This window comes from Microcoleus sp. B3-A4, from assembly GCF_036705385.1.
GTDB lineage: Bacteria > Cyanobacteriota > Cyanobacteriia > Cyanobacteriales > Microcoleaceae > Microcoleus.
The window spans coordinates 1-26,775 of record NZ_JAUBUI010000009.1; the positions used below are offsets into that span (position 1 = coordinate 1).

24 protein-coding genes and 1 tRNA gene are annotated in these 26,775 nt (G+C 47.6%); 14 read left to right on the forward strand and 11 right to left on the reverse strand.

What is annotated here, in order from left to right:
* Positions 1-50: 50 nt before the first annotated feature.
* From QUB33_RS06730 to QUB33_RS06745, 4 genes are all read right to left on the reverse strand, one after another.
* Positions 51-317, reverse strand: a complete 267-nt coding sequence (locus QUB33_RS06730) for a hypothetical protein (RefSeq protein WP_333348797.1) — start codon at positions 315-317, stop codon at positions 51-53.
* Between the two features lie 170 nt (positions 318-487).
* The gene (locus tag QUB33_RS06735; protein WP_333348799.1) at positions 488-1,474 is read right to left on the reverse strand and encodes a leucine-rich repeat protein; all 987 of its coding nucleotides are present in this window, start codon (positions 1,472-1,474) and stop codon (positions 488-490) included.
* Between the two features lie 142 nt (positions 1,475-1,616).
* Positions 1,617-2,822 (reverse strand): glycosyltransferase family 4 protein, encoded by a 1,206-nt coding sequence (locus tag QUB33_RS06740; protein WP_333348801.1) that lies wholly within the window; start codon positions 2,820-2,822, stop codon positions 1,617-1,619.
* Positions 2,823-2,930: 108 nt separating this feature from the next.
* A complete protein-coding gene (locus QUB33_RS06745) occupies positions 2,931-5,249 on the reverse strand; it encodes an IMS domain-containing protein (protein WP_333348803.1) in 2,319 nt (772 codons plus the stop codon).
* A gap of 447 nt (positions 5,250-5,696) precedes the next feature.
* On the opposite strand from QUB33_RS06745, the gene pdhA reads away from it, so the two are divergent.
* The 3 genes from pdhA to QUB33_RS06760 all read left to right on the forward strand — a co-directional run bounded on the left by pdhA (position 5,697) and on the right by QUB33_RS06760 (position 8,986).
* Positions 5,697-6,734: a pyruvate dehydrogenase (acetyl-transferring) E1 component subunit alpha gene (gene pdhA / locus QUB33_RS06750; RefSeq protein ID WP_333348805.1), complete on the forward strand. Its 1,038-nt coding sequence runs from the start codon at positions 5,697-5,699 to the stop codon at positions 6,732-6,734.
* A 339-nt stretch (positions 6,735-7,073) separates the two neighbouring features.
* On the forward strand, positions 7,074-7,418 hold the full coding sequence (locus QUB33_RS06755; protein ID WP_333348807.1) for a clan AA aspartic protease: 345 nt from the start codon (positions 7,074-7,076) through the stop codon (positions 7,416-7,418).
* A 386-nt stretch (positions 7,419-7,804) separates the two neighbouring features.
* Positions 7,805-8,986: an NAD(P)/FAD-dependent oxidoreductase gene (locus tag QUB33_RS06760; RefSeq protein ID WP_333348809.1), complete on the forward strand. Its 1,182-nt coding sequence runs from the start codon at positions 7,805-7,807 to the stop codon at positions 8,984-8,986.
* Between the two features lie 482 nt (positions 8,987-9,468).
* Here QUB33_RS06760 and QUB33_RS06765 read toward each other — a convergent pair whose 3' ends face one another.
* The gene (locus QUB33_RS06765; protein WP_333348811.1) at positions 9,469-9,639 is read right to left on the reverse strand and encodes a hypothetical protein; all 171 of its coding nucleotides are present in this window, start codon (positions 9,637-9,639) and stop codon (positions 9,469-9,471) included.
* A 352-nt stretch (positions 9,640-9,991) separates the two neighbouring features.
* Here QUB33_RS06765 and rpmI point away from each other — a divergent pair, with 352 nt between their 5' ends.
* From rpmI to QUB33_RS06795, 6 genes are all read left to right on the forward strand, one after another.
* Positions 9,992-10,189, forward strand: a complete 198-nt coding sequence (gene rpmI / locus QUB33_RS06770; protein WP_006634164.1) for a 50S ribosomal protein L35 — start codon at positions 9,992-9,994, stop codon at positions 10,187-10,189.
* Between the two features lie 19 nt (positions 10,190-10,208).
* Complete coding sequence (gene rplT, locus QUB33_RS06775; protein WP_006634165.1) at positions 10,209-10,565, forward strand: 50S ribosomal protein L20; 357 nt, start codon at positions 10,209-10,211, stop codon at positions 10,563-10,565.
* 272 nt (positions 10,566-10,837) lie between these two features.
* A complete protein-coding gene (locus QUB33_RS06780; RefSeq protein ID WP_333348813.1) occupies positions 10,838-11,368 on the forward strand; it encodes a tetratricopeptide repeat protein in 531 nt (176 codons plus the stop codon).
* Between the two features lie 237 nt (positions 11,369-11,605).
* Positions 11,606-11,983, forward strand: a complete 378-nt coding sequence (locus QUB33_RS06785; protein ID WP_190658171.1) for a response regulator — start codon at positions 11,606-11,608, stop codon at positions 11,981-11,983.
* Positions 11,980-12,588, forward strand: coding sequence for a chemotaxis protein CheC (locus QUB33_RS06790; protein WP_333348815.1), 609 nt, complete (start codon positions 11,980-11,982; stop codon positions 12,586-12,588). The genes QUB33_RS06785 and QUB33_RS06790 overlap by 4 nt, the downstream gene beginning before the upstream one ends.
* The gene (locus QUB33_RS06795) at positions 12,585-14,777 is read left to right on the forward strand and encodes a diguanylate cyclase domain-containing protein (RefSeq protein ID WP_333348818.1); all 2,193 of its coding nucleotides are present in this window, start codon (positions 12,585-12,587) and stop codon (positions 14,775-14,777) included. The genes QUB33_RS06790 and QUB33_RS06795 overlap by 4 nt, the downstream gene beginning before the upstream one ends.
* A gap of 1,195 nt (positions 14,778-15,972) precedes the next feature.
* Here the strand turns inward: QUB33_RS06795 and QUB33_RS06805 are convergent.
* The gene (locus tag QUB33_RS06805; protein WP_333348820.1) at positions 15,973-16,734 is read right to left on the reverse strand and encodes an FkbM family methyltransferase; all 762 of its coding nucleotides are present in this window, start codon (positions 16,732-16,734) and stop codon (positions 15,973-15,975) included.
* 282 nt (positions 16,735-17,016) lie between these two features.
* On the opposite strand from QUB33_RS06805, the gene QUB33_RS06810 reads away from it, so the two are divergent.
* On the forward strand, positions 17,017-17,307 hold the full coding sequence (locus QUB33_RS06810; protein ID WP_333348822.1) for a hypothetical protein: 291 nt from the start codon (positions 17,017-17,019) through the stop codon (positions 17,305-17,307).
* Here QUB33_RS06810 and QUB33_RS06815 read toward each other — a convergent pair.
* Entirely contained in the window at positions 17,285-18,469 is a 1,185-nt protein-coding gene (locus QUB33_RS06815; protein ID WP_333348824.1) for a transposase, read from the reverse strand. The genes QUB33_RS06810 and QUB33_RS06815 overlap by 23 nt on opposite strands.
* Before the next feature lie 51 nt (positions 18,470-18,520).
* On the opposite strand from QUB33_RS06815, the gene tnpA reads away from it, so the two are divergent.
* On the forward strand, positions 18,521-18,922 hold the full coding sequence (gene tnpA / locus QUB33_RS06820) for an IS200/IS605 family transposase (protein WP_333348826.1): 402 nt from the start codon (positions 18,521-18,523) through the stop codon (positions 18,920-18,922).
* Between the two features lie 200 nt (positions 18,923-19,122).
* Here the strand turns inward: tnpA and QUB33_RS06825 are convergent, their stop codons facing one another.
* Positions 19,123-20,841, reverse strand: coding sequence for an ATP-binding protein (locus tag QUB33_RS06825; protein WP_333348828.1), 1,719 nt, complete (start codon positions 20,839-20,841; stop codon positions 19,123-19,125).
* Between the two features lie 293 nt (positions 20,842-21,134).
* Entirely contained in the window at positions 21,135-21,257 is a 123-nt protein-coding gene (locus QUB33_RS06830) for a hypothetical protein (protein ID WP_333348830.1), read from the reverse strand.
* A 189-nt stretch (positions 21,258-21,446) separates the two neighbouring features.
* Here QUB33_RS06830 and QUB33_RS06835 point away from each other — a divergent pair, with 189 nt between their 5' ends.
* From QUB33_RS06835 to QUB33_RS06845, 3 genes are all read left to right on the forward strand, one after another.
* Positions 21,447-22,493, forward strand: coding sequence for a M42 family peptidase (locus QUB33_RS06835; protein ID WP_333348832.1), 1,047 nt, complete (start codon positions 21,447-21,449; stop codon positions 22,491-22,493).
* 87 nt (positions 22,494-22,580) lie between these two features.
* Positions 22,581-22,653: transfer RNA gene (locus QUB33_RS06840), tRNA-Glu, on the forward strand.
* 276 nt (positions 22,654-22,929) lie between these two features.
* Positions 22,930-23,979, forward strand: a complete 1,050-nt coding sequence (locus QUB33_RS06845) for a hypothetical protein (RefSeq protein WP_333348834.1) — start codon at positions 22,930-22,932, stop codon at positions 23,977-23,979.
* 134 nt (positions 23,980-24,113) lie between these two features.
* Here QUB33_RS06845 and QUB33_RS06850 read toward each other — a convergent pair whose 3' ends face one another.
* Together QUB33_RS06850 and QUB33_RS06855 are read right to left on the reverse strand one after the other, a co-directional pair.
* Positions 24,114-24,554, reverse strand: coding sequence for a hypothetical protein (locus QUB33_RS06850; protein WP_333348836.1), 441 nt, complete (start codon positions 24,552-24,554; stop codon positions 24,114-24,116).
* A gap of 308 nt (positions 24,555-24,862) precedes the next feature.
* On the reverse strand, positions 24,863-26,746 hold the full coding sequence (locus tag QUB33_RS06855) for a glycoside hydrolase family 2 TIM barrel-domain containing protein (RefSeq protein ID WP_333348837.1): 1,884 nt from the start codon (positions 26,744-26,746) through the stop codon (positions 24,863-24,865).
* Between the last annotated feature and the right edge of the window lie 29 nt (positions 26,747-26,775).

A 26,775-nucleotide genomic window follows, 5' to 3' on the forward strand; every position in this document is an offset into this window, starting at 1 on the left:
GGGGTTTAACAAACTTTCACTGGTGGCCTCAAGTTCCAGTTGCTGCTTAATTATGGGTAAGCACCCGGACATGATATCAGATGCGTACACTTGGCAATTTCTGGTGGCAATTCTTCCAGCTCCAACCCCGACAAATCCAGTTCCGTCAATTTTTTCTCGGCTGCTTGGTCAATTCGTCGGGCTGCTTCGTCTCGCGTCATGCCCTTTGTTTCTCCGTAGTATTTATTTTCACGAAATTCAGAATATTTTTGGTTTTTATTTGACTCTCTAGCTTTTAGAAGTGGGGTCTCATCTTGAGACAACGATGCAATAGGCATCTTGACAACCAACTCAGACCCAACAATCTAGCTTTGATACAAAAGCTACATTGTTGGATATAAGAGTGTAGTTTCAAAGGTTAACACAGCAGACTTAACTATAAGCATTAAACTACAAACATTATAGTCAAACCAGGTAAAACCATACAGGGCAAGAGTTTGACGTGAAATCACTCTTCAACCCAATCATAAATCACTTCTCCGATGTTTTCAAACCAATCACGAAGCGCTTCTGGGATGGAGGTAATCTTATTGTTATGGACATCAAGCCATGCCAGATTTGACAGTTGTTTGAGCGCCTCTGGGATAGAGGTAATTTTATTGTTATTGAGGCAAAGCCCTGTCAGATTCGGCAGTTGCCCAAGCGCCTCTGGAATGTAGGTAATCTTATTGTTATTGAGGCCAAGCAAATCCAAATTCGACAGTTGCCCGATCGCCTCTGGAATAGAAGTAATATCATTGCTACTGAGGTAAAGACCTTTCAGATTTAACAGTTGCCCAAGCGCCTCTGGAATGGAGGTAATTTGATTGCTATCGAGGCAAAGTCCTGTCAGATTCGACAGTTGCCCGAGTGCCTCTGGGATGGAGGTAATCTCATTGCTATTGAGTTCAAGCCACCTCAGATTCGACAGTTGCCCGAGTGCCTCTGGGATGGAGGTAATCTTATTGCTATTAAGTCCAAGCCGTGTCAGATTTGACAGTTGTCCGAGCGTCTCTGGAATGGAAGTAATCTCATTGTCACTGAGGTCAAGCCGTGTCAGATTTGACAGTTGCCCTAGCGCTTCTGGGATGGAGGTAATCTTATTATAACTGAGGTCAAGGCTTGTCAGATTTGATAGTTGCCCGAACGCCTCTGGGATGGAGCTAATCTGATTCCTACTGAAGTTAAGCCGTGTCAGATTTGACAGTTGTCCGAGCGCTTCTGGGATGGAAGTAATCTGATTATTACTAAGGTCAAGCAATTTCAGATTCGACAGTTGCGACATAGCATCTGGGATAAAGGTAATCTGGTTCGTATCGAGTAAAAGGTGTGTCAGATGCGTATACTTAAAAATTTCCGGTGGCAATTCTTTCAAATCCAGCCCCGACAAATTCAGTCCCGTCACTTTTTTATTGATAAGTCGCTCAATTCGTCGTAGGGCTTCTTCTTGGGTCATGTCCTTTGTTTCTCGGTAGTATTCATTTTATTGTGGCAACAATTTAGCCTGTTGGAAAATCCATTTCCCAACTATGACTCGAAACTGTTACGGCTCGGTCAGGATACCGCTATTTCCCCATCTAGGGCTTGAAACGCCCAAACTACAAAATTATTGGCTCAAAAATAGACTTCTCCTCTCTCTTTTTATCTCCTCCCATAACCTCAAGCAATCGATCGACTACGCGCCTCCAAGTAAAATTTTCAGCCACAAAAGCCGGGCCCGCAACCCTCGCTTTCGCAGCCAATCCAGGCTGTTCGATCGCTCCTTCCATCAAATCAGTCAAATGTTCCCACTCAGGAGCTAAGATAAATAACGTTTCCCCGTCACTCGCCACAGCCGTAAATTTACTCTCAATCCGCAGTGCAAAGTCCGATCGCGTAAAATCATCCGTAGGGCCGCCCTCCGTGCAAATAACCGGCAAACCGCAAGCTGCAGCTTCCAATACCGGCAGATTAAAACCTTCTGCCAAATAGGGAGAAACATAAACATCTGCTGCTTGGTAAAACTCTGCTATTTGAGCAAAAGATAGTTGGCTACCAGTATAAATTAATCTTGGTAAAACCCTCGCTCTTTCCGCATCGTTGAGCACAACTCGGCAGGCTTCCGCAATCTCGTCTCTCGACGGATAAAGCAGTTCAGAACCTTTTAAAACTAATCTCGCATCTGGATATTTGTCAACTACTGCAGCGAAGGCTTTTAATAAAGGGCGAATACCTTTGCGATCAGTTTGCCCTCCGATGTTTAAAAATATAAAATAGTTTGACCAGCCGAAACTTTGGCGCAGTGATTGACGCCGATCGCCCGCAGCAGGATAATAAATTTGAGGCTCGACTCCCAAAGGTACGACGGCAATGCGATCGGCCTCCACACCGCTGCGAATTAAGCCGGCTTTTGACCACGCTGAAGGTGTAATAATTTTCGTTTCTGAGTTAACGGGGGTTTGGGCGATCGACTTAACACCCATCCCCTTTAATAGTGTACTGGTAACAATCCCCCATTCTGTGGCTGCAAATACCCAAGTTGCGGCGCTGCTGCTGGATGCCGAGAAGTTCCACGGGCAGTACATTCGCAGGGTAACATCGGCTGACTGATTTACTGCAGGGATCTTAATGCTGCGAAGTAATGTTTCATTTGGGCGATCGAACAAACTAATTTTCGTCTCCCAAGCTGCGTCAATGTAGGGCATATCGCGGTGGAAAAGCTCAATTTGGCTTCGCGGGCGATCGAGCATTTCCAGCAGTTGAAATTGATTGGCTACGCAATAGGAATGATAAATAAAACGCCAGCCTTCAACAATAATCTGCAATTCAAAACTCCCGCTTTTGGAATTAAAAATTCACCTAATAATCAGAAATGGGTAATTAGTAATTAGCCACCAGAAATTACCAATTACCAATTACTAATTACCAATTCCTTACTTAATCACTTGCCAATCCATAATCCGCCACTGTCCCTCTTGGCGGATCAAGTCGTAGCGCACCCGCAGGTTTTCGTTGCGGGAAGAAACGAGCTGAGATCGATCGAACACTTCGGCTTTTTCCCCTACTTGGGCTTCTACTTGAGCGCGATCGGGATTAGTCGGATTCGTCTTAACTCCATTAACTTGCAGCTTGTGTACGTAACGCTGGTGCGCGTTGTTTCGCTGTTGAGCTTCTGCCATCAATTGCCAGCGAGACAAAGCCGGTTCTGTCAGAACTTGCTTTAATTCTTCGACTGCGTGATTCGGGCCCAAAGCCGCTGCTTTCGCCGACAGCCAGCTTTGAACTATTTGTCCGGCTGATTCCTCAGTGATTTCTCCCGACACTGCGCCTGCCGCGCTCGGCTCTGGGGCCGCGGCCAAGGCAGGGATTTCTAGGGGCGGTTCTTCCAGGCGGACAAGGGCTTGCTCTCCTCGGAGGGGGCCAGATAGGGCTTGCATGGCGCTAGCCAACAGACTGAGTATTAACCACAGGAGTAACAGGCTCAGGACACCTGCGACTAGAAACAAAGCCAGCCTGTTTGGAGGCATGGACTTGACTTGGGCGGTAAGTTCTGCTGCCTTGGTGCGCGCCCGATCGACCAAATCGCCCTTTAGCCCGCCGCTTGCTCCGCTGCGCCCTGAATGTTGGCGTCTGCGTTGTTTGGAAGTCGAGTCTGCAGGGTGTGGCACTGTAGCTATCGGGATAGAGACGGCCGCAGCAGCAGCGCTCGGCGCGGCCACAGTTGCCTGGGATTTAGCGCCCGAGGCTGCCGTGGAAGCCTCGCCCGGTACGGCGGTCAAGGTGACGGTACTGGCTCCCTGCTTGGCTGTCGGTGGCTGTGCGGGTAGGGCAGCGGGCGATCGGCCTGCTGTCGGTTGCAGTCGCCCTGGGAGCTTGCCTGAGCGGGGCTGCACGACGACCCATTCGTTGGCGGTTTCTGCGTCCTGCGGCAAAGCTTCTAGGTAAGCTTGTACTTTCGGGTCGGCAAAGTAGTCTTTCAAGGACACTGACTCGTTGGCCAAGTCGCGGAAGTGGGGAAACACTTCTTCTTGTAGCCAGTGTTCGGCGTACAAGCACAGTCCGGGCAACAAGTCGGGTGAATCTTGGGAATGTTCGCGAATGAAGGCCAGGGGTTCTTTTTCCGAACTGAGTTCGAGGGCTCTGCTGGCTTCTTCTGTCTGGCCCAGCAGCAGGGAACAGACGGCTTTTTCCAGGTGAACGTCTTGGCGGCGACCGAGCTGCATCAGCATCAGCTTGGCGCGACGGATCATCGATGGCTGTCTTGCGGCAAATCCTTGGGCTAACAGGGTGTAGACCGAGAGGTAAGTGGCGACTGCGGAGGGGCGGCCGGCTTCGGCTTCAAATAGCGCCTGCTGCTCGCTGCTGGTTAGGTGTTTACGCATTTGCTGCACGAACCGGAGGAAGTCTTCTATTCCTAAACCAGATCGATCGTCTCCCGAACCGTCGATACCGCCTCGTTCTTGAAGCATTTCTCGCAGGATTTGCAGTCCCTTGCGACGCTCGTCAACTTTTTCTTCGGGGAGTGATAATAGCTCTAAAATGTTGTACGGACGGAGTTTGTATATGTCGGCTTGCATTTCACCCCTCACGCTTGCAAATAGGCTTTCGCGCAGCAGCAATTCTTGACCTGCTTCTAATGATTTTGCGGCATTTTCGTACTGACCTTGCTGCCACTGTTCGCGGCCGAGTTCTAGACAGGCAAGGCTGACAGTTAAAACTATATCTGGTCTCACGAGCTGGGGGTCGCCGAAACGACCTTCTGCGATCGCGATGCTGCCATTGTTAAGATACGGGCGACCCAGCTTCTGTACGAGTTCGTATTCCCCCAGTTCTTGCAGTATGAGCAGGGCTCCTACGAATTGGTTGTCATCGATTTCAATACTTGGAGTGTGGGGGTCGGGAGCAGCCTCTAAGGCCTTGGACTCTGGCGGAGCAGTTTCTCCTGCGTCTTGCAGGAAGGTGGCCGTGCCTGCTGAGGCTTTTGACCTCTGGAGCTTGGCTTCCTGTGCGGCTTCCGACTCTCGATCGTAAGTTTTGGCTAAAAAACTGGCATCGTAAGCTTTGCGCCCCTCTGAGTCTGACAGAACGGCGCAGGCTTCATCGAGCAGTTGTTTGCGGGCGACGATCGCAACTTCAGAATACTCCCTGCGCGGAAGCTGTAAAGTTCGATCGCGGTGAGCCTGCTGCAACTGTTCGGCAGTAGCTTGAATCGGTAGACCCAAAATCCGGTAGTAATCTAGTGGAATTAACACTCGTCCACTTCCCCAAAGCGCTAGCAACTGAATTAGCCTATCTTAAGTGACATACTCCCGCAAACCAAATCAAAAATTTTGGTGTTGGCTTCCAACCGCCCAATTCACGGTATCTTGGACTTGTCGTAGAGATACTCTGACTTTTTTCCCTCTACAGCGTTTTACAGTGAGGAAAATGCCTTGCCCCACTGCCCGTCAGCTAAATGAGTTGTTTGACTCTTGAGCATTTTCGGGTTTGAGAGTAATGGAATTATATCATTCGTTGGCATCGGGTTTAGATGGGACTTGGTTCTCGGACTCCTGACCATCCGCCCCGCCTGCCAAACTCATTTTAACAATTGGTGAACTGTTGCACAGAAAAGGTTCGATCTTTTTCTGCTGCGGTTGTGTCCCATCTCGGTTTAAATTTAGATGTCTAGGAAGCCGATCGTCGGGTATTAATTATTTATGGTTCAGGAACGGACTTTACCAGTTTTTGACGCGCAAAGCGTAAACATTTCTCGGGATGAGGGCTTGATGCTCTACGAGGATATGGTCTTGGGGCGCTATTTTGAGGACAAGTGTGCTGAGATGTACTACCGGGGCAAAATGTTTGGTTTTGTCCACTTGTACAACGGTCAGGAAGCTGTCTCTACTGGCGTGATTCGAGCGATGCGCCGGGATGACACTGATTACGTCAGCAGCACCTACCGCGATCACGTTCACGCTTTGAGCGCGGGCGTCCCGGCGCGGGAGGTAATGGCCGAGTTGTTCGGGAAGGAAACTGGTTGCTCGAAGGGCCGCGGCGGTTCGATGCACATGTTTTCGGCCGAACACCGACTGTTGGGAGGTTATGCTTTTGTGGCTGAGGGGATTCCTGTAGCTACGGGGGCGGCTTTTCAATCGAAGTACCGCCGCGAAGCTTTGGGGGATGAGACTTCCGATGGCGTAACTGCTTGTTTTTTTGGCGATGGCGCTGCAAATAACGGGCAGTTTTTTGAATGTTTGAATATGGCGGCTTTGTGGAAGTTGCCGATTATTTATGTTGTGGAAAACAACAAATGGGCGATCGGGATGGCCCACGAGCGAGCTACTTCTGACCCGCTGATTTACAAGAAAGCTCATGCTTTTGGCATGGCTGGTTTTGAGGTTGACGGGATGGATGTTTTGGCGGTGCGGGAAGTGGCGAAAGAAGCTGTAGCGCGGGCGCGAGCCGGCGAGGGGCCGACTTTGATCGAGGCTTTGACTTATCGCTTTCGCGGCCATTCTTTGGCCGATCCTGATGAGTTGCGTTCTAAGGAAGAGAAGGAATATTGGTTCCCCCGCGATCCGATTAAGAAGTTGGCTGCTGATTTGATCGATCGAACTTTGGCAACTGCTGAAGAATTGAAAGAGATCGATAATAAAATTCAAGCAGTAATTGATGATGCCGTCGATTTTGCTGAGAAAAGCCCTGAGCCAGATCCTAGCGAATTGTATCGGTTTATCTATGCAGAAGATGAGTAAGCTGTTGTGATTTAACTTGTATGTTTAGGGCGGCCAGGATGCCCACCCCACAAGAGTGATAGATCCCCGTAGGGACGCGGCGAAAGCCTTTGTCCCTACTGCACTTCCTCAACATGGAATACGCTGTAAGACTTACGTACAAACTCTACTTGTAGGGTTGGCACTGCGAACCTTATTACCCTAAATTGTGGCTAGAATCAAAGGTAGACTTTATAGACGAAAAGAGGCGATATCATAAATCTCGATCGCGCTCTAAGTCAAGCCAGCAAAAATAAGGGTGCAGTTCGAGTCAAAGTCAAGCTAACGAATGCCCTTGATGAAGAGTTAGTCAAGAGAGGATTGCTCAATCCAAATCAGTTGCGCGTGTACGAAGCAGAAGCACTCATAGATACTGGTGCAGTACGCACAGCTATTCCTGTAGAAGTCTGCGAACACCTGGGTTTAAGAATTAGGAGTCAGGAAATAGCAAAATATGCTGATGGCAGACAAGAAACAGTGGGGTTGACTGGGCCTATTATCATTGAAAGAGAAGGGCGCGAAACGATTGAGGCGGCAATGGTTTTAGGCGATATGGTGCTAATCGGTCAAACTGTGTTAGAAACTTTAGATTTGCTAGTAGATTGCAAAAATCAGCGTCTAATTCCCAATCCTGAAAATCCCGAAAGGCCTGTATTGAGAGTTTAATACTAAATCCCGCTTAAATACCTCCTTGATTTATTATGTTCGAGTGCCGATCGCGGCATGATGTCAGCATTTTTAATCAGCACATATTCCAAGGTTTACCAAGGCTTGTAGCCGTAGAGCCATTCTTGAAACTCATCTTGATTCATGTGCGACGGCTTCATCATTTCGCGGAATGTTGTCTCGCTGTCTGGCTTGTAGGATCGTTCACCCTGATGTTATAGGTCGCGATCGCGCCCGCCTACTTTTGCAAGAAATCTCTTTTATGAATTAGTGCGTGAGTGTATATTATCAAGCAGAACCTAAATTATCTCACACGAATCGCGATTAGCTTCGCTAGTGTTCAAGGCAATCGCTTTCGTCGCTGCTGCTTTTAACCGTATCTAAAAATGAGTGAAACCCCAACTTTCGATATCGCCATTATTGGTGCAGGGCCAGGCGCACTATGTGCAGCCCATGGGCTAGCCAATTTAGGTTTTTCGGTAGGTGTGTTTGAACGAGCTAGAGCTTTACGTCCTATCGGCGCTGCCCTAGGGTTGGGAGAAGCGGGGTATAAGGCATTGGCCCTCATCAATGCCGATCTCGCTACCCAAGTTCGTGCCGCTTCTGCCAACCCACAGCGACAACTGCTGATGAGACCCAATGGCGAGGTTCTGTTTTCTGATGAATCGCCCTTGGCGGGTACTCCCTTCACTTGGCTAGCGTGGTATAACCTACAAAGCTCATTGCACAACACACTCCCACCTACTGTATCCCTTCACCTCAACCATAAGTTTGTCAACTTCACGAAGGTCGCCGATCCGTCCGAGGCTGCCTTACGTTTGCACTTTGAGAATCAGGCCGATGTTGGCGCACAACTGTTAATTGGTGCCGATGGTTATCACTCCGTGGTTCGCGGTCTTACCGTGGGAGATGGTGACCCTCTCTACACTGGAACCATGACTTGGCGAGGAATCTTGCCCCGTCAAATCCTCGCCCCCCTCGCTGAACCCTTTGCAGAAGGGGCTGGTTTTCAACTGGTAGTCGGAGACCAGAAAAATTTTTGGATTATGGATGCAGGAGCCGAGGCACTGGCTTGGACAGGGACTGCACTCCATCCGACTTCAGAGAAGAGTACCGATGTTTTAGCTATGGTTCTCCAAGTTTTTGACCAATGGACTCCCTTTGTTGAAAGGGTTATTCGAGCAACTGACCCTACCACCATTGTGGAAACTGGCGTGTTCGATCGGGAACCAGTATCCCAATGGGGGGATAGAGAGAGAATCACCTTGTTAGGGGATGCCGCTCACCCGATGCGACCGTCCTTAGGATTAGGGTCTACTATGGCATTTGAGGATGCTGTTGCTTTAACAAAAGCACTCAAGGGGCTGAACTTGCAGGATACTGCTTGTGTTGCTAAAGCTCTTACGCACTATGAAGAGGAACGGATTGCGATCGCCGCACCATTACAACTAAAAGCAAGGCAAGCAGGAGAAGCGTCCCATGCCTCGAACCAGGCTGACCAACTCAAGGCAGGCTTTGAATTCGCCTTAGCTGCTCGCAGACAAAAGGAGATGACTATATCCGATTAATTCAGTTACTCCCACATTTTTTGATAATGCAAGCGGGAATAAATGTGGATCGGGGGTTTACGTCAGCAGTTTTTCATGCTCTGTTTTTTCTTCTTTTTTTCTGCGGGGTTCGGTCTTTGAGCGGCTGCATTGTTAGTTAATAGGTTGAGTCAGTGGAGCGATCGGGTGCTTTGCTTGTACTCAGTCGCACGCAGAGCCTAGCCAGCCCTGGGTATTTCGGCCCCTACCCTGGCGCGGCGTTCACTACGTCGGATTTCTCGCTAGCAACACGCGCCTGTTCAGTAGACCTCTTGCAAAAGTAGGTGGGCGCGATCGCGAGTTATCACAAGCGTGCATAGCAACTATAGCTTCAACGATCGCCCGGGCTAAAAGTGCTGTCAATGTAGTACGATAGTGTTACCCTAAGTTACCATAATCAAGGGAAACTAAAAGTTTTTAGGATTTTATCGAGTCGATATACAAATCGCCACCGTCGGTTCTGATCAAGATTTAATCTGATAGCTGGACTCGATAATTATCAACTCAATAAAGTTCCAAAATTGAGGAATATTAGCTTTAAAAATTGCCAAAAAGTCTCTACTAATTGTACATAAATTTTTCCCCTCAGCTCGCACTAGATTTTGGGAGATGTGAGTGCTGCATCCCTGTTTCATAAATTTTATTTGTTCATACAGATTCATAAATATTAAGAGAATTAGAGACGCACAGCAGCCATTGCGCCCAGACTTTTGCAAGTTGCATCTTCAATTTAATTATCGTGGCTCACCAGCAGCTTTCAAATATTAACCCTGCTGATAACGCAGAGGTATAACCCTTAATTATAGTGGAACTGCGATATAACATTTTATACCAGGTGTCAACTCCCGCAAACAACCGTAAGATTACCAGATCGCCCATCCTGTATATCGCAGCAAATGCAGCGCCACCCCCAACCCGCAAATCTCCCTTGCAGAAAGTAGCACAAACGTGATACGGTATAAGCTTGTGTCCAAATAACACCAGTTCATGCCAAAACTCAAAACTCGCAAAGCAGCCGCAAAGCGCTTTAGAGCGACCGGCAGCGGTAAAATTGTGCGCCGTAAAGCTTACAAAAGCCACTTGCTACAGCACAAAAGTTCAGCTCGCAAAAGCCGTCTATCTAAGCTGGTCGTCATCGACGAAACCAACGATGCTAACGTGCGGTTAATGCTTCCATACTTGTAAAGTTTAACGGAAATTAAAGATGACACGGGTAAAACGCGGTAATGTCGCCAGAGCGCGCCGCAAAAAAATTCTCAAATTAGCCAAGGGTTTCCGAGGCGCACAGTCGAAACAGTTCCGCACAGCTAACCAACGGGTGATGCAAGCCCTGCGTAACGGTTATCGCGATCGCAAAAAACGCAAGCGCGATTTCCGCCGCCTGTGGATTGCTCGGATCAATGCTGCATCGCGCCAGCACGGAACGAGCTACAGCAGACTGATCGGCAACATGAAAAAAGCCAACATCGAAATTAACCGCAAAATGCTGGCACAAATGGCGATTATTGACCCCGCAACATTCGGTAAAGTCGTGGAAATGGCTAATCGAGCCGGAGCCTGAAAGTTAGGTTGATTTTCAGAAGGCACAAAGCAGAAGTAAGAAAGATTTAACTGTCTGCCAGAGAAGGAAAACTCCTGATGAATTTAGGAGGTTGAGAGCAACTTTCCTTCTTTGTTCTTACTTCTGGACTGTTGCTTTTTTAGAAATCGCGATCGGGCCTGTCGATCGCTATTTCCTTGTTTTTTATACAGTTGCAAAGGCAAATGTTAGAGATTGCTAACGCCTTAAAATAAATAAGACCTTCCACAGACCTACCTAATTTTAAGAAAAACATGGATAGTAATTTGCTCATTGTTTACCTGTCAGTCCTGCTCGCTATACTCGGCAGCACTTCCTGGTTTGTGGTGCGCCAGATTCTTAAAACTCGGAAGCTGGAAATGTCTCTAGAACGCTTAGAAAATAAGCTGACAGTAGAAAAAGGAACAGCACAGGAATACTACGAATTAGGAAGTATCTATCTAGATAAGAAGCTTTACTCCCAGGCGATCGTACTGTTTCAAAAAGCCCTGAAATCCAAAGACTTAGAAGGCGAAGAAAATCAAGCTGTCATTTACAACGCCCTCGGTTTTGCACACTTTGGCCAAGAACAGTACGACATCGCAATCCGCCACTACAAAGAAGCCCTGAAGTTACAGCCAGGATACGTTACATCTCTCAATAATCTGGGTCACGCCTACGAGCGCAAGAAATTAACAGCTCAAGCCTTGGAAATGTACGAACAAGCTCTCGCCTGCGATCCAGACAATACCACGGCCAAACAGCGAGTAGAGTCGCTCCGGAAGCGTTTGGTAATCTATAATTGAGCGCCCATGTTAGGAGCAATAGAGATCCCGCAAACCTGGTTTCATTCAGAAACCGGGTTTTTTCTTCACATAGTCCAAGATACTAAACTATCCAACACATTAATGCGTTAGTTTTTAAGAACAGGAATTCCAAGTGAAGCTCGATCGCACACCGTCCCAGCACTTTAAATTACTGTCAAGATAAAAGCAGTACCTGCAACGCCGGTCAGTCCTAAACAATAGAAGGAGGAGAACATAGTGACATCAATTCTCGTTGTCGAAGATTCGTGGTTGACTCGCAGGGTGATATGCAAAATCTTGCGAGCAGAAGGATACGAGACTTGGGAAGCATCCAGCGGCCCAGAAGCTCTAGAACAGCTCGGCACTAAAACCCCAAACTGTATGCTCTTAGATCTGCTGATGCCAGAAATGGAAGGTCGGGAAGTCCTGCAAGCCATGCGCGATCGAGGATATAAAATTCCAGTGATCGTAATTACCGCAGACATCCAAGCAAGCACCCGCTCCGAGTGCATGGAACTCGGAGCCATGGCAGTTATTCACAAAATGCCCAACTCAGACGAACTAATCGGGTGGATCAAAAAAGCTCTCAGTGTCAGCGAGGAAAGCACCCAATGAAATTAAGCACTCGACAGCTCGATGCTTTGCAGGAACTCGTCAACATCGGGATCGGTCAAGCCGCAGGGGTTTTGAACGACATGATCGACTCCCCGATTCGCTTGCAAATCCCCTACCTTCAAATCCTGACTCCCATCGACGTGGAAGAAGAGTTAGAGCAACACCTCAACGGCGAGCAAATCGCCGCTGTCCAGCTCAAATTCACAGGCTCCTTTGGAGGCATTGCCCAGCTAGTCTTTCCCACCAACAGCGCTGCCCTGCTGGTGACAATGCTTACAGGGGAAGAAGTTGGAACTCACGATCTCGATTCAGTCAAAATTGGTACGCTGAGTGAAGTGGGAAATATTGTAATTAATGGGGTCATGGGTGCAATCAGCAACGTACTTCAGCAGCGCCTGAACTACTCAATTCCCACTTATAGCGAAGGGACGATTGCTAATTTGCTGGTATCTGGCGGTTTAGCTACTGATACAGTTGTTTTATTAGCCCAGACCAGTTTCATGATTGAAAGGCTTCACATTGAAGGAGATATCATTCTTATTTTCAATGTTAATTCCTTTGACACCTTGTTGACTGCTATCAATCAACTTGCCGGGGGTCTATGATTGAGGAGAGCAAAAGTATTAAGGAAAAGTTTGGGGTTCTCGACAGCGTACCAGTCGGTGCCTGCTTGCTGCAAGATGATTTTGTGGTGCTGTTTTGGAACACTTGTCTGGAAGAGTGGACTAAAATTCCCCGCAGCCAAATATTGGGAACAAAGATCACAACCCATTTTCCTCACCTGAGTCAGTTAAAGTATGCCACTCGCTTCAAGCAAATCTTTGCAGGAGGCCCGCCAACAATTTTTTCTTCTCAAATTCACAAACACCTGATTCCGGCAACTTGGCAAGACGGCCAGCAGCGAATTCAGCAAACTACTGTGACTGCTGTGCCGGCCCAAGAGGCTGGCATAGAAGAACAGGAAATTAGAGACTGGGTTCTCCGTACTCTTGAGTTGGAATCAGACGGTACTGTCGGAGTCGGATCACCAAGAAGTGCTTTTTTGTCTAGGGAATCTGCACCCTCAGCTTCGTCATCAATATGGCCCGGGGTCAATTCCCCATCGTTTTACGCGCTGCTGGTGATTCAAGACGTGACCGACCTCACCCACCGCATCCAAGCTTACCGCACAATGCGGGATCAAGCTTTGGAAGAAGTGCAAGTGCGTCAGCGGGTGGAGGAAGAATTGCGATCGAGCCAGCATTTCATCCAGCAGATTGCTGACGCGGCGCCTTATTTGCTGTACATCTACGATTTGACCGAACAGCGAAACGTCTACGTCAACGGTCAAGCTTCTAAATTGCTGGGTTATACTCCCCAAGAAATTTTACAGATGCAAACTGCTTTGTACTCCAGTTTGGTGTACCCAGAAGATTTGCCCAGGCTCAAAGCCCACCAGCAAAAATTTCCTTCGACCCAAGACGGGCATATTTTGGAATTGGAGTATCGGCTCAAACATCGATCGGGCGAATGGCGCTGGTTTCGCTGCCGCGACCAAGTTTTCGCCCGCACAGCCGACGGCTGCCCCAAACAAATTTTCGGCACCGCTCAAGATATCACCGAGTACAAGCGGGCAGAAGAGGCGCTGCGACAGCAGAACGAACGAGAACTGCTGATGGCGACGATTACTCAGCACATCCGCCAGTCTCTGGATTTGGGCGAAGTGCTCAGCACGACAGTGACAGAAGTGCGTCACTTCCTTCAGGCCGATCGAGTGATGATCGTCCGCTTCAACCCCTGTACCGCCAGTCTCTGCGCCGGCCCGGCGACGGGGGCGGTGACAGTGGAATCTGTAGCTCCCAACTGCCCGCCGATGTTGGGGGAAACCCTGGAAAATTTCTGTTTTGACGAGTTCTATATCGAAGCGTACCAACATCGGGCGATCCGGCCGATCGCTGATGTTTTGGCCGCCGATTTGCCGCAATATCAAATTGACTTGCTCGCACAATTCGCGGTGAGAGCTTATTTGGTAGTGCCTTTAGTGCAAGGAGACGATTTGTGGGGGCTGCTGATGGCCCACCAGTGCAGTCCCCGGCAGTGGATGCAGTTGGAAGTAGAGTTGCTGTCTTCTCTGGCCACGCAGTTGGCGATCGCCATCAAGCAAGCAGAACTCTACCAGCAGTTGCAAGCGGCCAACCTCAAGCTAGAGCGCTTGGCAACTTTAGACGAACTCACGCAGCTAGCAAACCGCCGCCGATTCGATCAGTATTTAGAAATGGAGTGGCGCAGACAAGCCCGGGAACAAACGCCTCTGTCCCTGATTCTCTGCGATATTGATTCTTTTAAAAGTTACAACGATACCTACGGGCACCCAGGGGGAGACGAATGTTTGCGGCAAGTCGCTGCGGCGATCGGCAATGCAGTCAGTCGCCCCGCCGATTTAGTCGCTCGCTACGGAGGCGAAGAATTTGCCGTTATTTTGCCAAATACCGCGATTCAAGGCGCCGTGATGGTAGCCGAACACATACAGCTTAAAATCGCAGCTTTGCAGCTTCCTCACGCTGGTTCTCAAGTGAGCCCGTACGTCACTCTCAGTCTGGGCGTAGCGAGTATTGTTCCTGCATCTGAATCGGGAGCCGAAATTCTGATTGCCGCAGCCGACCAAGCGCTCTATCAAGCTAAACGACTTGGGCGCGATCGTATCCAACTTTACCAGCCCGATCCTGCTGGCAAGGCGAATGGGGCAGGGACTTCGATACTTCCTGTAGATTTTTCTATACCCAATACTAATTTACCCTCTCCCACTAGCGCTTGACGAATTGCAATATTTGTTGATTCCGAGTAGTTATACCACTCCGCCAAAAAAATGCCACTGTAAGCCCGCGATCCAAACCCCGCTCTCCCTCTTCTGTCACTTTCCGGATTAAAGAAGTAAGAAATAAGCCAGATCGAACAGAAGAATAAAAGGGTGGGAATTGATTTATTGTATCAATTAAATCGTTGAACCCAAGCAATAAATTAGGATAAGCAAATATTGATAACCAAGGAGAAATCCACCCAAATAGAAGGATGGGTTGGATAAGCTGTTGTGCATTTAAACCGTGCTACAATAATTACCCTTGTTTGGGCTTTTTCGTCCCCATTAAATAATAAACTCTCCTTCATTTAAGAGGCGATGTAATAAATACTCTAGTTCTTCAATTGATGTAAACCGTCGATTAGCAATATATCCTTTTGTTGAAGGTCACACCAATTCAATATCTAATCGTTCTGAAGTTAATTTTTTAGGGTAGCTAGATATTTGGAGGTATTGTGTTTAAAGGCTGCCGTTTGGTAGGATTTTTTTATTTTTTAATATATACCTTTTCCCAATGTCAACGTATTTTTTTTTTTACCCTCCTCCGAACTGGCGCTTCACTTAATTTTATATCGGTAGTCTTTTATAAAGATCTTGCTAATCTTTGTGCTGTTTATCTTTCAAATTCGCATCCTAAATTGTGAGATTTTTGGTCTATAATTGAGCGTAAAATTTTTATCTATTTATCTGTGGCTTTTCTATGACTTCCATTCATTCTCGCATCTGGCTGGAGTTTCTAGATGGTCTGGAGATCCCTGAATACACCAATGAGACACCTTATTTACGGAGCCACCCAAAAATTTAGCAATTTTAGCTTGATTTTTTCCGTCATTAAGCAATCATAAAATCAGATTTTTTCTCTAATATCTCCTTTTTCTTCTTGTAAGGCTTTCTGTAGTTTTTATGTTGGCTCGTCTCGTTGAGATAATGATTGGCTGGCATTTTTTTACTGATTGACTAAATTCATTTTTAATGAAACCATATTTAAATGCACAACAGCTTAGGGCTTTGCTAACTTCGACAATTTTCGTACCCGGTTATTAGCTGGCTTTTCTGATTAGTTTGACTTATCACCACAACTCCAGAAGAATTAACCTTCTTTCTGACATCCATCACATCAGAAAAAAGCGAATCCGTTGCCGAGCTTCCTTCTTTAACATCTGCTATATCCTTGAGGGTTGCAGGTTCGGGATGCTAAAATCAAGCCGTACCATTTATCTATTGGTATTTGCTTTCTGACCCGAAATCCTAAGTTTTCAATAATTTGTCGGGTTTCCGCGTGAGTGTGACCAGACCACAAGTGATATTCTAAAGAAAGGTTTTGCACAAGTTGCCAAGTATCTCGATCTTCAAATAACAGCCATTCTGCACCTTCGCAGTCTACTTTGGCTAAATCGACGCTACCACCAATTCGCTCGATCGCCCTGCGAAATGATACCATTGGTATTTCGCCGCTTTCGCTAACTGTCGATCTGGTTTTTCCCGAAACTTCCCGAATGTCGAGGACTACTTTACCATCTCGGTCTCCTACTGCTTCCATAAAATATGTAAAATTTGCGATTTGAGATTGATGTTTGAGGTAATTTTTTAGGTAGGGATTAGGTTCGTAGGCGTGAATTACGGCCTGGGGAAACCTGTTCCTCGCAGCAATCGGAAATAAGCCAACATTGGCTCCAATATCAATAATTGTCATCAGCGATTCAGATAATTGCTCGACTCCGTAGCAGTCGTCTAAAAGCACTTCTATAAATTCTCCGTCCATGCCTTTCTCTGAAGGCACGTTTATTCGATGCAGTTTTCCTTGCACAATTAATTGTTCGGGCAATTGAAAGCTAGCAACTCTGTTAAATTTAATCCCTAATTTTTTGGCTCGAATTTGACGCTGCAGTAGTTGCTGAAATTTATGGACAAGCATAGGGAGAGATTGAGATATGTTGTAATTTTAAAATAACCTTAGATGATGGAAAAGCCTCTAGGTAATAATTCAGGTTTTCCACGGCTTGTAAATCCAGTTGAAGTCTGCGAATTCAACCTGAAGGCGAGATTTTTAGTCAACCAGTCCGGCTGATTACGAGTTTGTTGAGAAAGCGCTAGATATCATTACAGAAAGTTATTTTTTTGTTCATAAGAAGAGTAAATTGAGAGTAAATATGATTTAATATATGTCAAAATGCGCTTCAAAACACGGAATTGAAAAATGTTAGAGTTCGCTGGGCGGCTCCCAACAATTGAAGAGTTAGTAATGCTCCACTTTCCTAGGGCTGCGGAGTCGGAAATTAACCGGCGGTTGATGGAAAAATTCGCCGGCGCGGGAGTGAATGCTTGGCTCGTCGATCGTGCGAACAATGCGATCGCCCTAATTCCCGACCGCAATCCCCAAAAGTCGATCGCCATTACCGCTCACAAAGATGAAATTGGCATCCTAGAGAATCTAGCACTCATGCAGGCTCTACTCGTTGAAATACTCACCGGGCTAAAGCCGCAGTGATTCTTGACGCTTCATTGGGTTCTGCTACCGAGGTAGTCTTACAATCCCTCTGCGTCCATTTAGAGTCGTGGCAATTCCCTATCCCGACTTTTTCTATATTTTTAGCAGCATTTTCGTCTCTATCTTGCTCAGTGCCACAATTCAAACAAAGCACTGAGCGAATAGACAAATCGATTTTACCCCATCTGAAGCCACAATCTGAGCAGATTTGGCTAGTAGGTTCCCATCTACTAATTACTTGAAACTCTCTGCCAAACTTTTCAGACTTGGCTTCACAAAGAGTCCTAAATTCTCTCCATCCTTGCTGGCTAATCGCTCTTGAAAGTTTCCGATTCTTTACCATTCCTGACACGTTCAAATCTTCCAAAACAATCACTTGGTTTTCGTTGACTATTTTGGTTGATAGTTTGTGCAGGAAATCTTTACGGGTATCGGCAATGCGATGGTGAAGCTTAGCAATCTTGATTCGAGTCAAGTTTCTTCTTTGAGAATCCTTTGGTTGACGAGCTAACTTACGTTGTAGTTTACGAACTTTCCGGTCTAACTTCTTATAGGTAGGACTTTCAGCTTTTTCACCATTGCTCATCACTGCAAAACTTTTAATCCCTAAGTCAATTCCGATACTTTGGTTTTTAGCCTCTGATTGAATTGGTTGAACTTCTACGACAAAACTCAAGAAATAGCGTTCGGCACAGTCCTTGATTACTGTGACAGAACTAGGCGCTGAAGGTAATTCTCTAGACCAAATTGGTTTGACTCTTCCAATTTTCCCCAAGTATACAGATTCACCCCTGAGAGAAAATGCTGCTTTTGTGAACTCAGCAGACTGCGAATTTGTCCTCTTTTTGAATTTGGGTAAACCTAACTTTTTACCTTTTCGTTTCCCCTTACAAGAATTGAAAAAGTTTCTATAGGCCATGTCCAACTGTCTGAGAGACTGTTGCAAAGGGACAGACGAAACATTTTTTAGCCATTGGCGTTTATCAGCTTTCTTGGTTTGAGTTAACAAAGCAGAAAGCTTATTAAAACCCGGGTAATTTTCAGACTGCTTACAGAGAGCAAGGCTATCATTCCAGACTACCCGAACACAACCAAACAACTGAGCTAAACTCTGCTGCTGTTGGTCTGTTGGATAGAATCTGTATTGATATCTGGCTTTCATTGAGTATGTTACTATTGGTCTGTACTTAAACTATATATTGGCCTACAAGCAATGTCAACCACTTTCAGAAGAGAACGGCACAGTGTTACAGAACTTAAGATTCACTTGGTCTGCGTTACAAAGTATCGTCGGTCTGTATTCACTGGCGAAAGTATTGATTTGATTGAAAAGTCATTTCGAGAGGTTGCTGAGAAAATGAATTTTCAAGTGCTGGAATTCAATGGTGAAGCCGACCATATTCATGTGCTAATTGAGTATCCGCCTAAGCTTTCAATATCTAGTATTGTCAATGCTTTAAAAGGAGTATCGAGTAGGCGATACGGACAGGCTGGCTACCCTAAACCCTACGGTAAAGACGCTCTCTGGAGTCCCAGCTATTTTGCTTCGTCAGTAGGTGGTGCACCTATTGAAATTTTAAAACAATATATTAAGGAGCAATTAAAGCCGTCCTAGAAGGACGGGGTTTTAAACCCAATTTTCTGATAACCACCTATCCTGGATACAGTAGACGTGTTACCTGAATCAAGTTAACAGACGTTTGTCCTGCTGACGACACTCACAAGCTTGATTTGCCACAACCGCTAGCCTTCACCCCAAACTGACAAGAAGCCCATTATTCTCAAACGCAACATTTGTTCTTGAACACGTGGGTTTTAGCACCTGCTTGTACGTCCGGTGAGGCTGGCCACCACCGCCACTAACTCGGCAGCATCTACGGGTTTGGTCAAATGCATCTGAAAACCTGCTAATAGTGCCTGCTGACGATCGTCATTCCGGGCATAAGCCGTCAGCGCGATCGCGGGTAGCCTACCGCCCCGCTGCGCTTCAACTTGACGCAACTTGCGGATCAGGGAGTAGCCATCCTCATCCGGCATCCCAATATCGCTCACTAAAACATCGAGCCTGCGATCGCTTGCGGTTTCGATAATGGTCAACGCCTCCTTGACCGAAGCCACAGCCATGACATCAGCACCATACTTGTCCAGAATCGTGCTCAGCAACTCTAGCGCGTCAGCCTCGTCCTCTACCACTAAGATTTGTAAGCCTTCAAGGGTCGGCGAGCCCTGAAACCTCCCATTCGCCTCGACGAGCGAGTTTAATGGCTCTGGAGCGCTGGGTGGTAGATGGATAATCGTCACGGGCAGTTTGACTGTAAAGGTCGTCCCCTGTCCTATTCCTGGACTCACTACCGTTACAGTCCCGCCATGTAATTCAACTAATTGACGCACAATGGCTAACCCTAAACCCAACCCCCCATAACTGCGAGTGGTCGTGCTGTCGTGCTGGCTGAAGCGATCGAAGACAAACGGTAGAAAGTCAGAGCTGATGCCTGCTCCAGTGTCGCTGACAGTAATTTCAACATGGGAATTAACCCGCTGCAAACTAATCTGGACTCGCCCGTCTTTAGGCGTAAATTTGACGGCGTTAGAAAGTAGATTCCACACAACTTGCTGCAACCTATCGGCATCACCCAAGAGCGGACCCGCTTCAGAATCGAGTACGCTTTGCAGGCGAATTGACTTTGCCTCAGCCGCCAATTGTACAGACTCAATCGCCGATTCAATCACCGGCACGAGGTTGACAGGACGGACTCGGAGACGCAGTTTACCTGTGATGATGCGAGAAATATCGAGGATGTCTTCGATGAGCTGGGCTTGAGACTTCGCATTTCGCTCGATCGTCTCCAAAGCCCGCGCCACCTTATCCTCACTCAGGTTTTTTTGCCGTAACATCGTTGACCACCCTAAGATCGCGTTGAGAGGAGTTCTGAGTTCATGAGAAAGAATCGAGAGAAACTCATCCTTGGCACGGTTAGCGGCCTCTGCCTCTGCCCGAATTATTTGTTCACGCCTCAATAATTCGTCTTTGGTGCGATTAGACGCTTCGAGTTGGGAAGTGCGTTCCTGCACCCGTTGCTCTAGCTCCACATTAATCGCCTCGATACGGCGGCGACTATTTTCTAGTTCCTGGTTTGTAAGGGCAAGTTGAGCTGGACTGGGCGTATCGAGTGCCACTGGAATTAAGGGAATCAGTAAAAAGGTGAAGGTATACAAAGACCAAGCACCAGTGACAGCTTTGATCAGTCCTGAAACCCAATAAATGGGGTGCCAAAGTGTCACTATTCCCATCAGGTGCGTCGTGCCACATAAGGCAAAGATAAAAAAGAAACCCACCAGGAGTATCACCGTGTGGGCAGGCAGATCCTTACGCTCATTCGTAAAGTAAACAATGGCAACCGCCACAGAGAAATAAGCGAGGGTAGTCAAGGCATCTGACGTTAAGTGCAGCCAGACTAACCCCGGTTTCCAGAGGTAACAATGCCCGTGAGGAATGAAATTATTAGAAAAGAAGGTGCTCAAGAGGTCAGGCATATTAGTTTACGGCACTGTCAAGTTAATTTAGGGGGTGTCATCAATTCAACCCGATGACCGCAGCAGCCAGAAGAATCGCACGCCGGAAAGTTCAGCGCCCTAGGGTGATAGCGCGTCGCGATTGCCTGATACTGCTTGAGCTTGGGAAAAAGTTCTCAATCAAATGAGGGGCTCTGTACAATTGGGCATCGTAAGTTTCCAGGGTCTTGCAATTGCGGCGAGGTGAAATCACGGTGGTCTTCCCCTCGGCATTGAGACGGTCAATCACACGCTGATCTGGATCATAGCCCTTGTTAGCCAGCAGTGTATCCGCCATCAGTAACGGCTGCTGTTGGTCGCCTCCCGATCGCGTCACCAGCTTGTTCGGGGTGAGGTGAAACCCCAACGGATTGCCCAACGCATCCACGCGATCGCATGAATCTTGTTACTCAATCGCCCTTTGCTGCCTCCAATTGCTTCATTCCTACGCTCCTCAAAAAGCTCAGCAGGAAGATGTTTCTTTCAAGTGGGAAAATGCCTGAATTAAAACTAAGTGTACCGCCGGGAAAGAGTGGGTAAATGTGCTTTAATATGTCAAAATTCGCACCTAAAAACGAAAATCAAAAATGTTAGAGTACGATCGCCTGTTCCAAACAATCGAAGAATTAGTAATGCTGCACTCACCCAGCGGTGCGGAATCGGAAATTAACCAGCGGTTGATGGAAAAATTCGCCGCCCTGGGAGTGAATGCTTGGGTCGATCGCGCGGACAATGCGATCGCCCTAATTAAGGGTCGCAATCCCGAAAAGTCGATCGCCATTACCGCCCACAAAGACGAAATTGGCGCCCTAGTTAAAACAATAGGCGAGAGTGGCCGCGTGGAAGTCCGCAGATTGGGTGGCTCGTTTCCTTGGGTTTACGGCGAAGGCGTGGTGGATTTGCTCGGAGACAAGCAAACAATTAGTGGCATTCTCAGCTTCGGTTCCCGCCATGTTTCTCACGAATCTCCTCAGAAAGCTCAGCAGGAAGATGTTAGTTTAAAGTGGGAAAATGCCTGGATCGAAACTAAGTGTACCGCCCAGGAATTAGCCGAGGCCGGAATTCGACCGGGCACGCGGATGGTGGTGGGAAAGCACCGCAAGCGCCCGCTGCGGTTGAAGGATTGGATGGCGAGCTACACTCTGGACAACAAGGCTTCAGTGGCGATTTTGCTGGCTCTGGCGGAATGTTTGAAAGAGCCTGCGGTGAATGTTTATTTGGTAGCGTCGGCGAAGGAGGAGGTTGGGGCGATCGGAGCTTTGTATTTCACGCAGCGCCAGCCGTTGGACGCGCTGATCGCTTTGGAAATTTGCCCTCTAGCACCGGAATACCCGATTCGTGACAGCGAAAACCCGGTTTTGCTGGTTCAGGACGGCTACGGAGTCTACGATGAAGGATTAAACGCCCAATTGCGCGCAGCAGCCACAGCAGCCGATGTAGAGGTGCAGTTGGCGGTAATTAGCGGTTTTGGGAGCGATGCTTCGATCGCCATGAAGTTCGGCCACGTAGCCCGCGCCGCTTGTTTGGCTTTCCCCACCCAGAACACCCACGGCTTTGAAATTGCTCATCTCGGGGCGATCGGCAATTGCGCCGCCATCCTCAAAGCCTACTGTGACGAGCTTTCGGACGAGTAGAAAAAAAAGTTTCGCAAAGTAGTTGACAGATTGGGAAAGATTAGTTAAGGTAATAAAGGTGCGGAACACAAGCAAACGCAACGACGCGCCCCCATCGTCTAGAGGCCTAGGACACATCCCTTTCACGGATGCGACGGGGATTCGAATTCCCCTGGGGGTATTGAAAATTTAAGTCTGATATCAAAGTGATATCTAGTATGTGGGGTGGGCATTTTGCCCGCCCTTATTGCTATTAGGACTTACGCACAGGTAGCCAGAAACCTGGTTTTTGCCCAGAAGACCCGTGACAGCCTGCAGCAACCGCAAAAACCGGCCCGGCTTTATTTAGTTTGGTTCCTGGTGCATCGTTGAGCGATTTACCCCGGATTATTGAGCGGATACATAGGCTCAATATAGTTGAACACTTAGACAGCCAATAGCAGCAAAGGGGAGTGCGATGTACATACCTGTTACTTTCGACGGCGGCATCCAAAGGAACGAAGCAATAGAAATAAAAGTCAGAAACTTTAAAGACTTAAACTTACAGGAAAGACATATTGAAGAGTTCTTACGCAAAAACATTAATTTGCTCTTTGGAGATAACGAAACTCTCCTAGTTGTTGGTCAACAAGTTCGTAATGCAAGTAACGGGATTAGCGACTTAACTGCCATTGATGCAGATGGCAATATTGTTCTAATCGAGATTAAACGCGACGTACAAGACATCAAAGCCAGAAAAGAACCTTTTGAATTTCAAGCTATCAGGTATGCCGCGAGTTATGCCAAAATTTCGACACCTGAATCCCTTGTAGAGTTGGTCTATAGCTCGTATATCGAGATACACAAAGATGAGTATGAATTAGGTGATTTGACTCCTAGTGAAAAAGCGAGACGAGAGTTGAATAAATTCTTGTCAAGCAATGACGCACTCAAAACCTTTAATAAAAAACAACGAATAATACTTATAGCCTCATCCTTTGATGAGCAAACCCTTTCTGCCGTTGCTTGGTTGATTTCAAATGGAGTAGATGTTCTCTGTCTTAATATTACTCCTGTTTTTATAGGAGAGCAAGGTTTTTTGAGTATTGACAAAATTTTGCCTCCGGCACAACTGGATGATTTTTACGTCAGTTTAGCCGGGGTAGGTTCTCCGATCGAGGGAGACATTATATCAACTGCTTCTGCCTTTAATAGAACTTGGCTACCTCGAATGGACAAGCTGTTTGAGTGGGAATTAATCAAAGCTGGGGATAGCATTGAAATTAAAGATTTTGAAAGCTCTGAAGCTATAATGATTGATCCTACATTGGTCAGATTTAAGGGGGAAGAAATCTCCTATAATAGTTGGGGAAAGAAAGTTACAGGGTGGTCTTCTATAAATATTTATGAATGGGCAGTGCTTAGTTCGACTAAGAGGACTTTACATGAACTAAGGAAGGAAAAAATGGCTGAGTTGGAAGCCAAAGCCAGTCAAAGTGAACAAGTTCAAAACGAAGATGTGGGATAGATTACATACAAAATTGTGAGAAGGGCTCTTAGATCGTGTCCGCTCGATGGCTCGAAATTCCTGTAGTAGGTTGGGTGGAACTTAGTGAAACCCAACCTCAACTGTTGTTGGGTTTCATTATTATATGGCAATCATCAATCTCGCAACTTCAGCAACGGTTCAATCTGCTGCCTTTGAAACCGCAATTCATCCGCCAAAGGCTGGTAAATTTCCAGATCGCCTGATTCATTGCAATAATCCCACAGACCATTGTAACAGTGCCTGTCGTCGTCCCAACCCGGATGGTTAACAATCGGATACAAGCAGATTCCCTCTATCGGAACTCCTGCTTTCATCGCCGCCATTACCTCAGTGCACACATAATTAAACCAGACAGGTCTAAAATCGTCTTCAGTGCCTGTTTCTGCTATGAATAAGGGGCGACGGTAGCGCTCAAACACTTCTTGCAGCATTTCACCAAACGGGCGGTACAGCGGATCGGTGTATTTCATCGGCTCTTCATTGTGAATCCACTGATTGCGATCGTAATAATTCACCCCAATAATGCCGACTGTGTAAATGCCTTGATCTTGCAAGCGTTGTTAGTCGGCTGCTGCAAATTTATCGTGACCGGTGGCGGCTGTGACATCGAGGCGTTTTCCCGATCGCAATCTCTGGGTGGAACATTCAAATCCGCCCATGAAAAAACTTTGAAACATCAATCGGATGGGTAATGGGGCATTCAGGTTTGTAGTCAGGACTAAATTCCTTAGATTTCAATCATAAAAAACTAAAGTCCTTACTACAAACGGTATTTTTGTAAGAAGTATATCGATCGGCAAAAACTCAAAATGAAATCAGAAAAAAATCTCAGATTTTCACTTTTTCCTTGACCAATCACCAATTAGCATTGAGTAATACCTTGCGGCAGTGAACTGTCTTCGGCCCTATTCCCGCCGAGAGTTGCCTCCGCGATCGCCTCTAGGGGGAACTTGGGAGTGCGATCGGCATACAGCAAACCGTTAGCTTCTTGGTAAGTATCGGTCAACTGCGTGTAACAAAATCCACTGAACATTTCCACTTGGTTTACCACCTTCAGCAGCGCAGTGTAACGCCTTTGCAGTTCCTGGGTGTCCGACGCGCGTACATAGCCCCAAACTCTGTAAAAATCGGGGTTTTCGCGGCCAGCGCAGGCGATGCCGCCGAATTCTGTCAGCATCATCGGCTGTCCTTGGTGCGGGTGGCCGTCGAGGGTGAGGATGCGCCCTCCCGGACGCCCGCGATCGAACAAATCCGCTAGCTGGACTTCGGGCCCGTAACGCTTGGCTAGGGTGTGCGGGTTGTTGTCGTAGTCGTGAATCGCCAGGATGTCGGTATCGATGCTTTCCCAGCCGTCGTTACCGATGACGGGGCGAGTCGGATCGAGGGTTTTTGTCAAGAAATACAGCGCTTGCACGTAGTTGCGGTGGGCTGCTGCTTCGACTAAATTCGGAACTCCCCAAGATTCGTTAAACGGCACCCAGACTACGATACAGGGGTGGCTGGAGTCGCGGTCGATGACTTCCGTCCACTCCCGCGTCAGCCGTTGAACGGCTTTGGGAGTGAAGCGGTAGGCGCTGGGCATTTCTTCCCAAACTAAGAGCCCCAGCACGTCAGCCCAGTACAAAAAGCGGGGGTCTTCGATTTTTTGGTGCTTGCGGACGCCGTTGAAACCCATTGCTTTGACTAATTCGACATCGTGGCGCAAAGCTTCGTCGGAGGGGGCGGTCATCATGGTTTCGGGCCAGTAACCTTGGTCGAGCACCAGTCGCAAATAGTAGGGGCGGCCGTTTAGCATGAAGCGATCGCGCTGGATGCTGACCGTCCTCATGGCGGTATAAGATTTAACTTCGTCGAGCAGTTTGCCGTCGGCCCACAACTGCACTTGAGCGTTAATTAGCGTCGGTTTTTCGGGACTCCACAGCAATTCGTTGCGGTAGTCGTCGATACCAGGGTCGGAGAGGGCGATGCGGCGGTGGATTTCGCCGTTGATGACTTCGTAGGTGTCGTTGACCAGCAGCATACAGCCGATGGACAGTTTAACTTTAACCTGGATTCCCGACTGGCGATCGCCCGCGACAAACGCTTCAAAACCGATTTCCCAACGTTCAAACTGGGGAGTCCAGCGGATGCGCTCGATATAAGTGTGAGGCACCAATTCTACCCAGACTGTCTGCCAAATGCCGGTCGTGCGCGGATACCAAATATTGTGTGGCTCTATTTGCCAGTCTTGTTTGCCGCGCGGTTGCTCCAAATCTTGCGGGTCGTCGTGGGCCCAGACTGTCACCCGCTGCGGCCCGTTGGGGTTCACAAGTGCTGTAATGTCTGCGCTGAAAGGAGTGTGTCCGCCTTCGTGTTCCATGACAAACTGACCGTTCACCCAGACGCGGGCGCGGTAGTCTACGGCCCCAAAGTGGAGGAGAGTTCTTCCTTCTGTATGGGGTATGTCAAATTCGCGCTCGTACCAGCAGTTGGCGTGAAAATTTGTGTCCCCGATCCCACTTTTTGCCGATTCTGGAGCAAATGGCACTTCTATAGTGTGAGTCCACTCAGAAATATCGATCGGCTGCACGCAGCGTCCCGCGTCATCATAAGCAAATCTCCACTGACCATTGAGACAAATCCAGTTGCTCCGGCGCAGTTGAGGGCGGGGATAACCTGTTTTCCGTCCTTGAACTGTGACCTTACTATCAAGAGTTGCAGACTCTTCTATCTCGCAATTTTCTAATTCTCTTCCTAACCAACTCATCGGCACATCTACCTGAAGTTATATATATA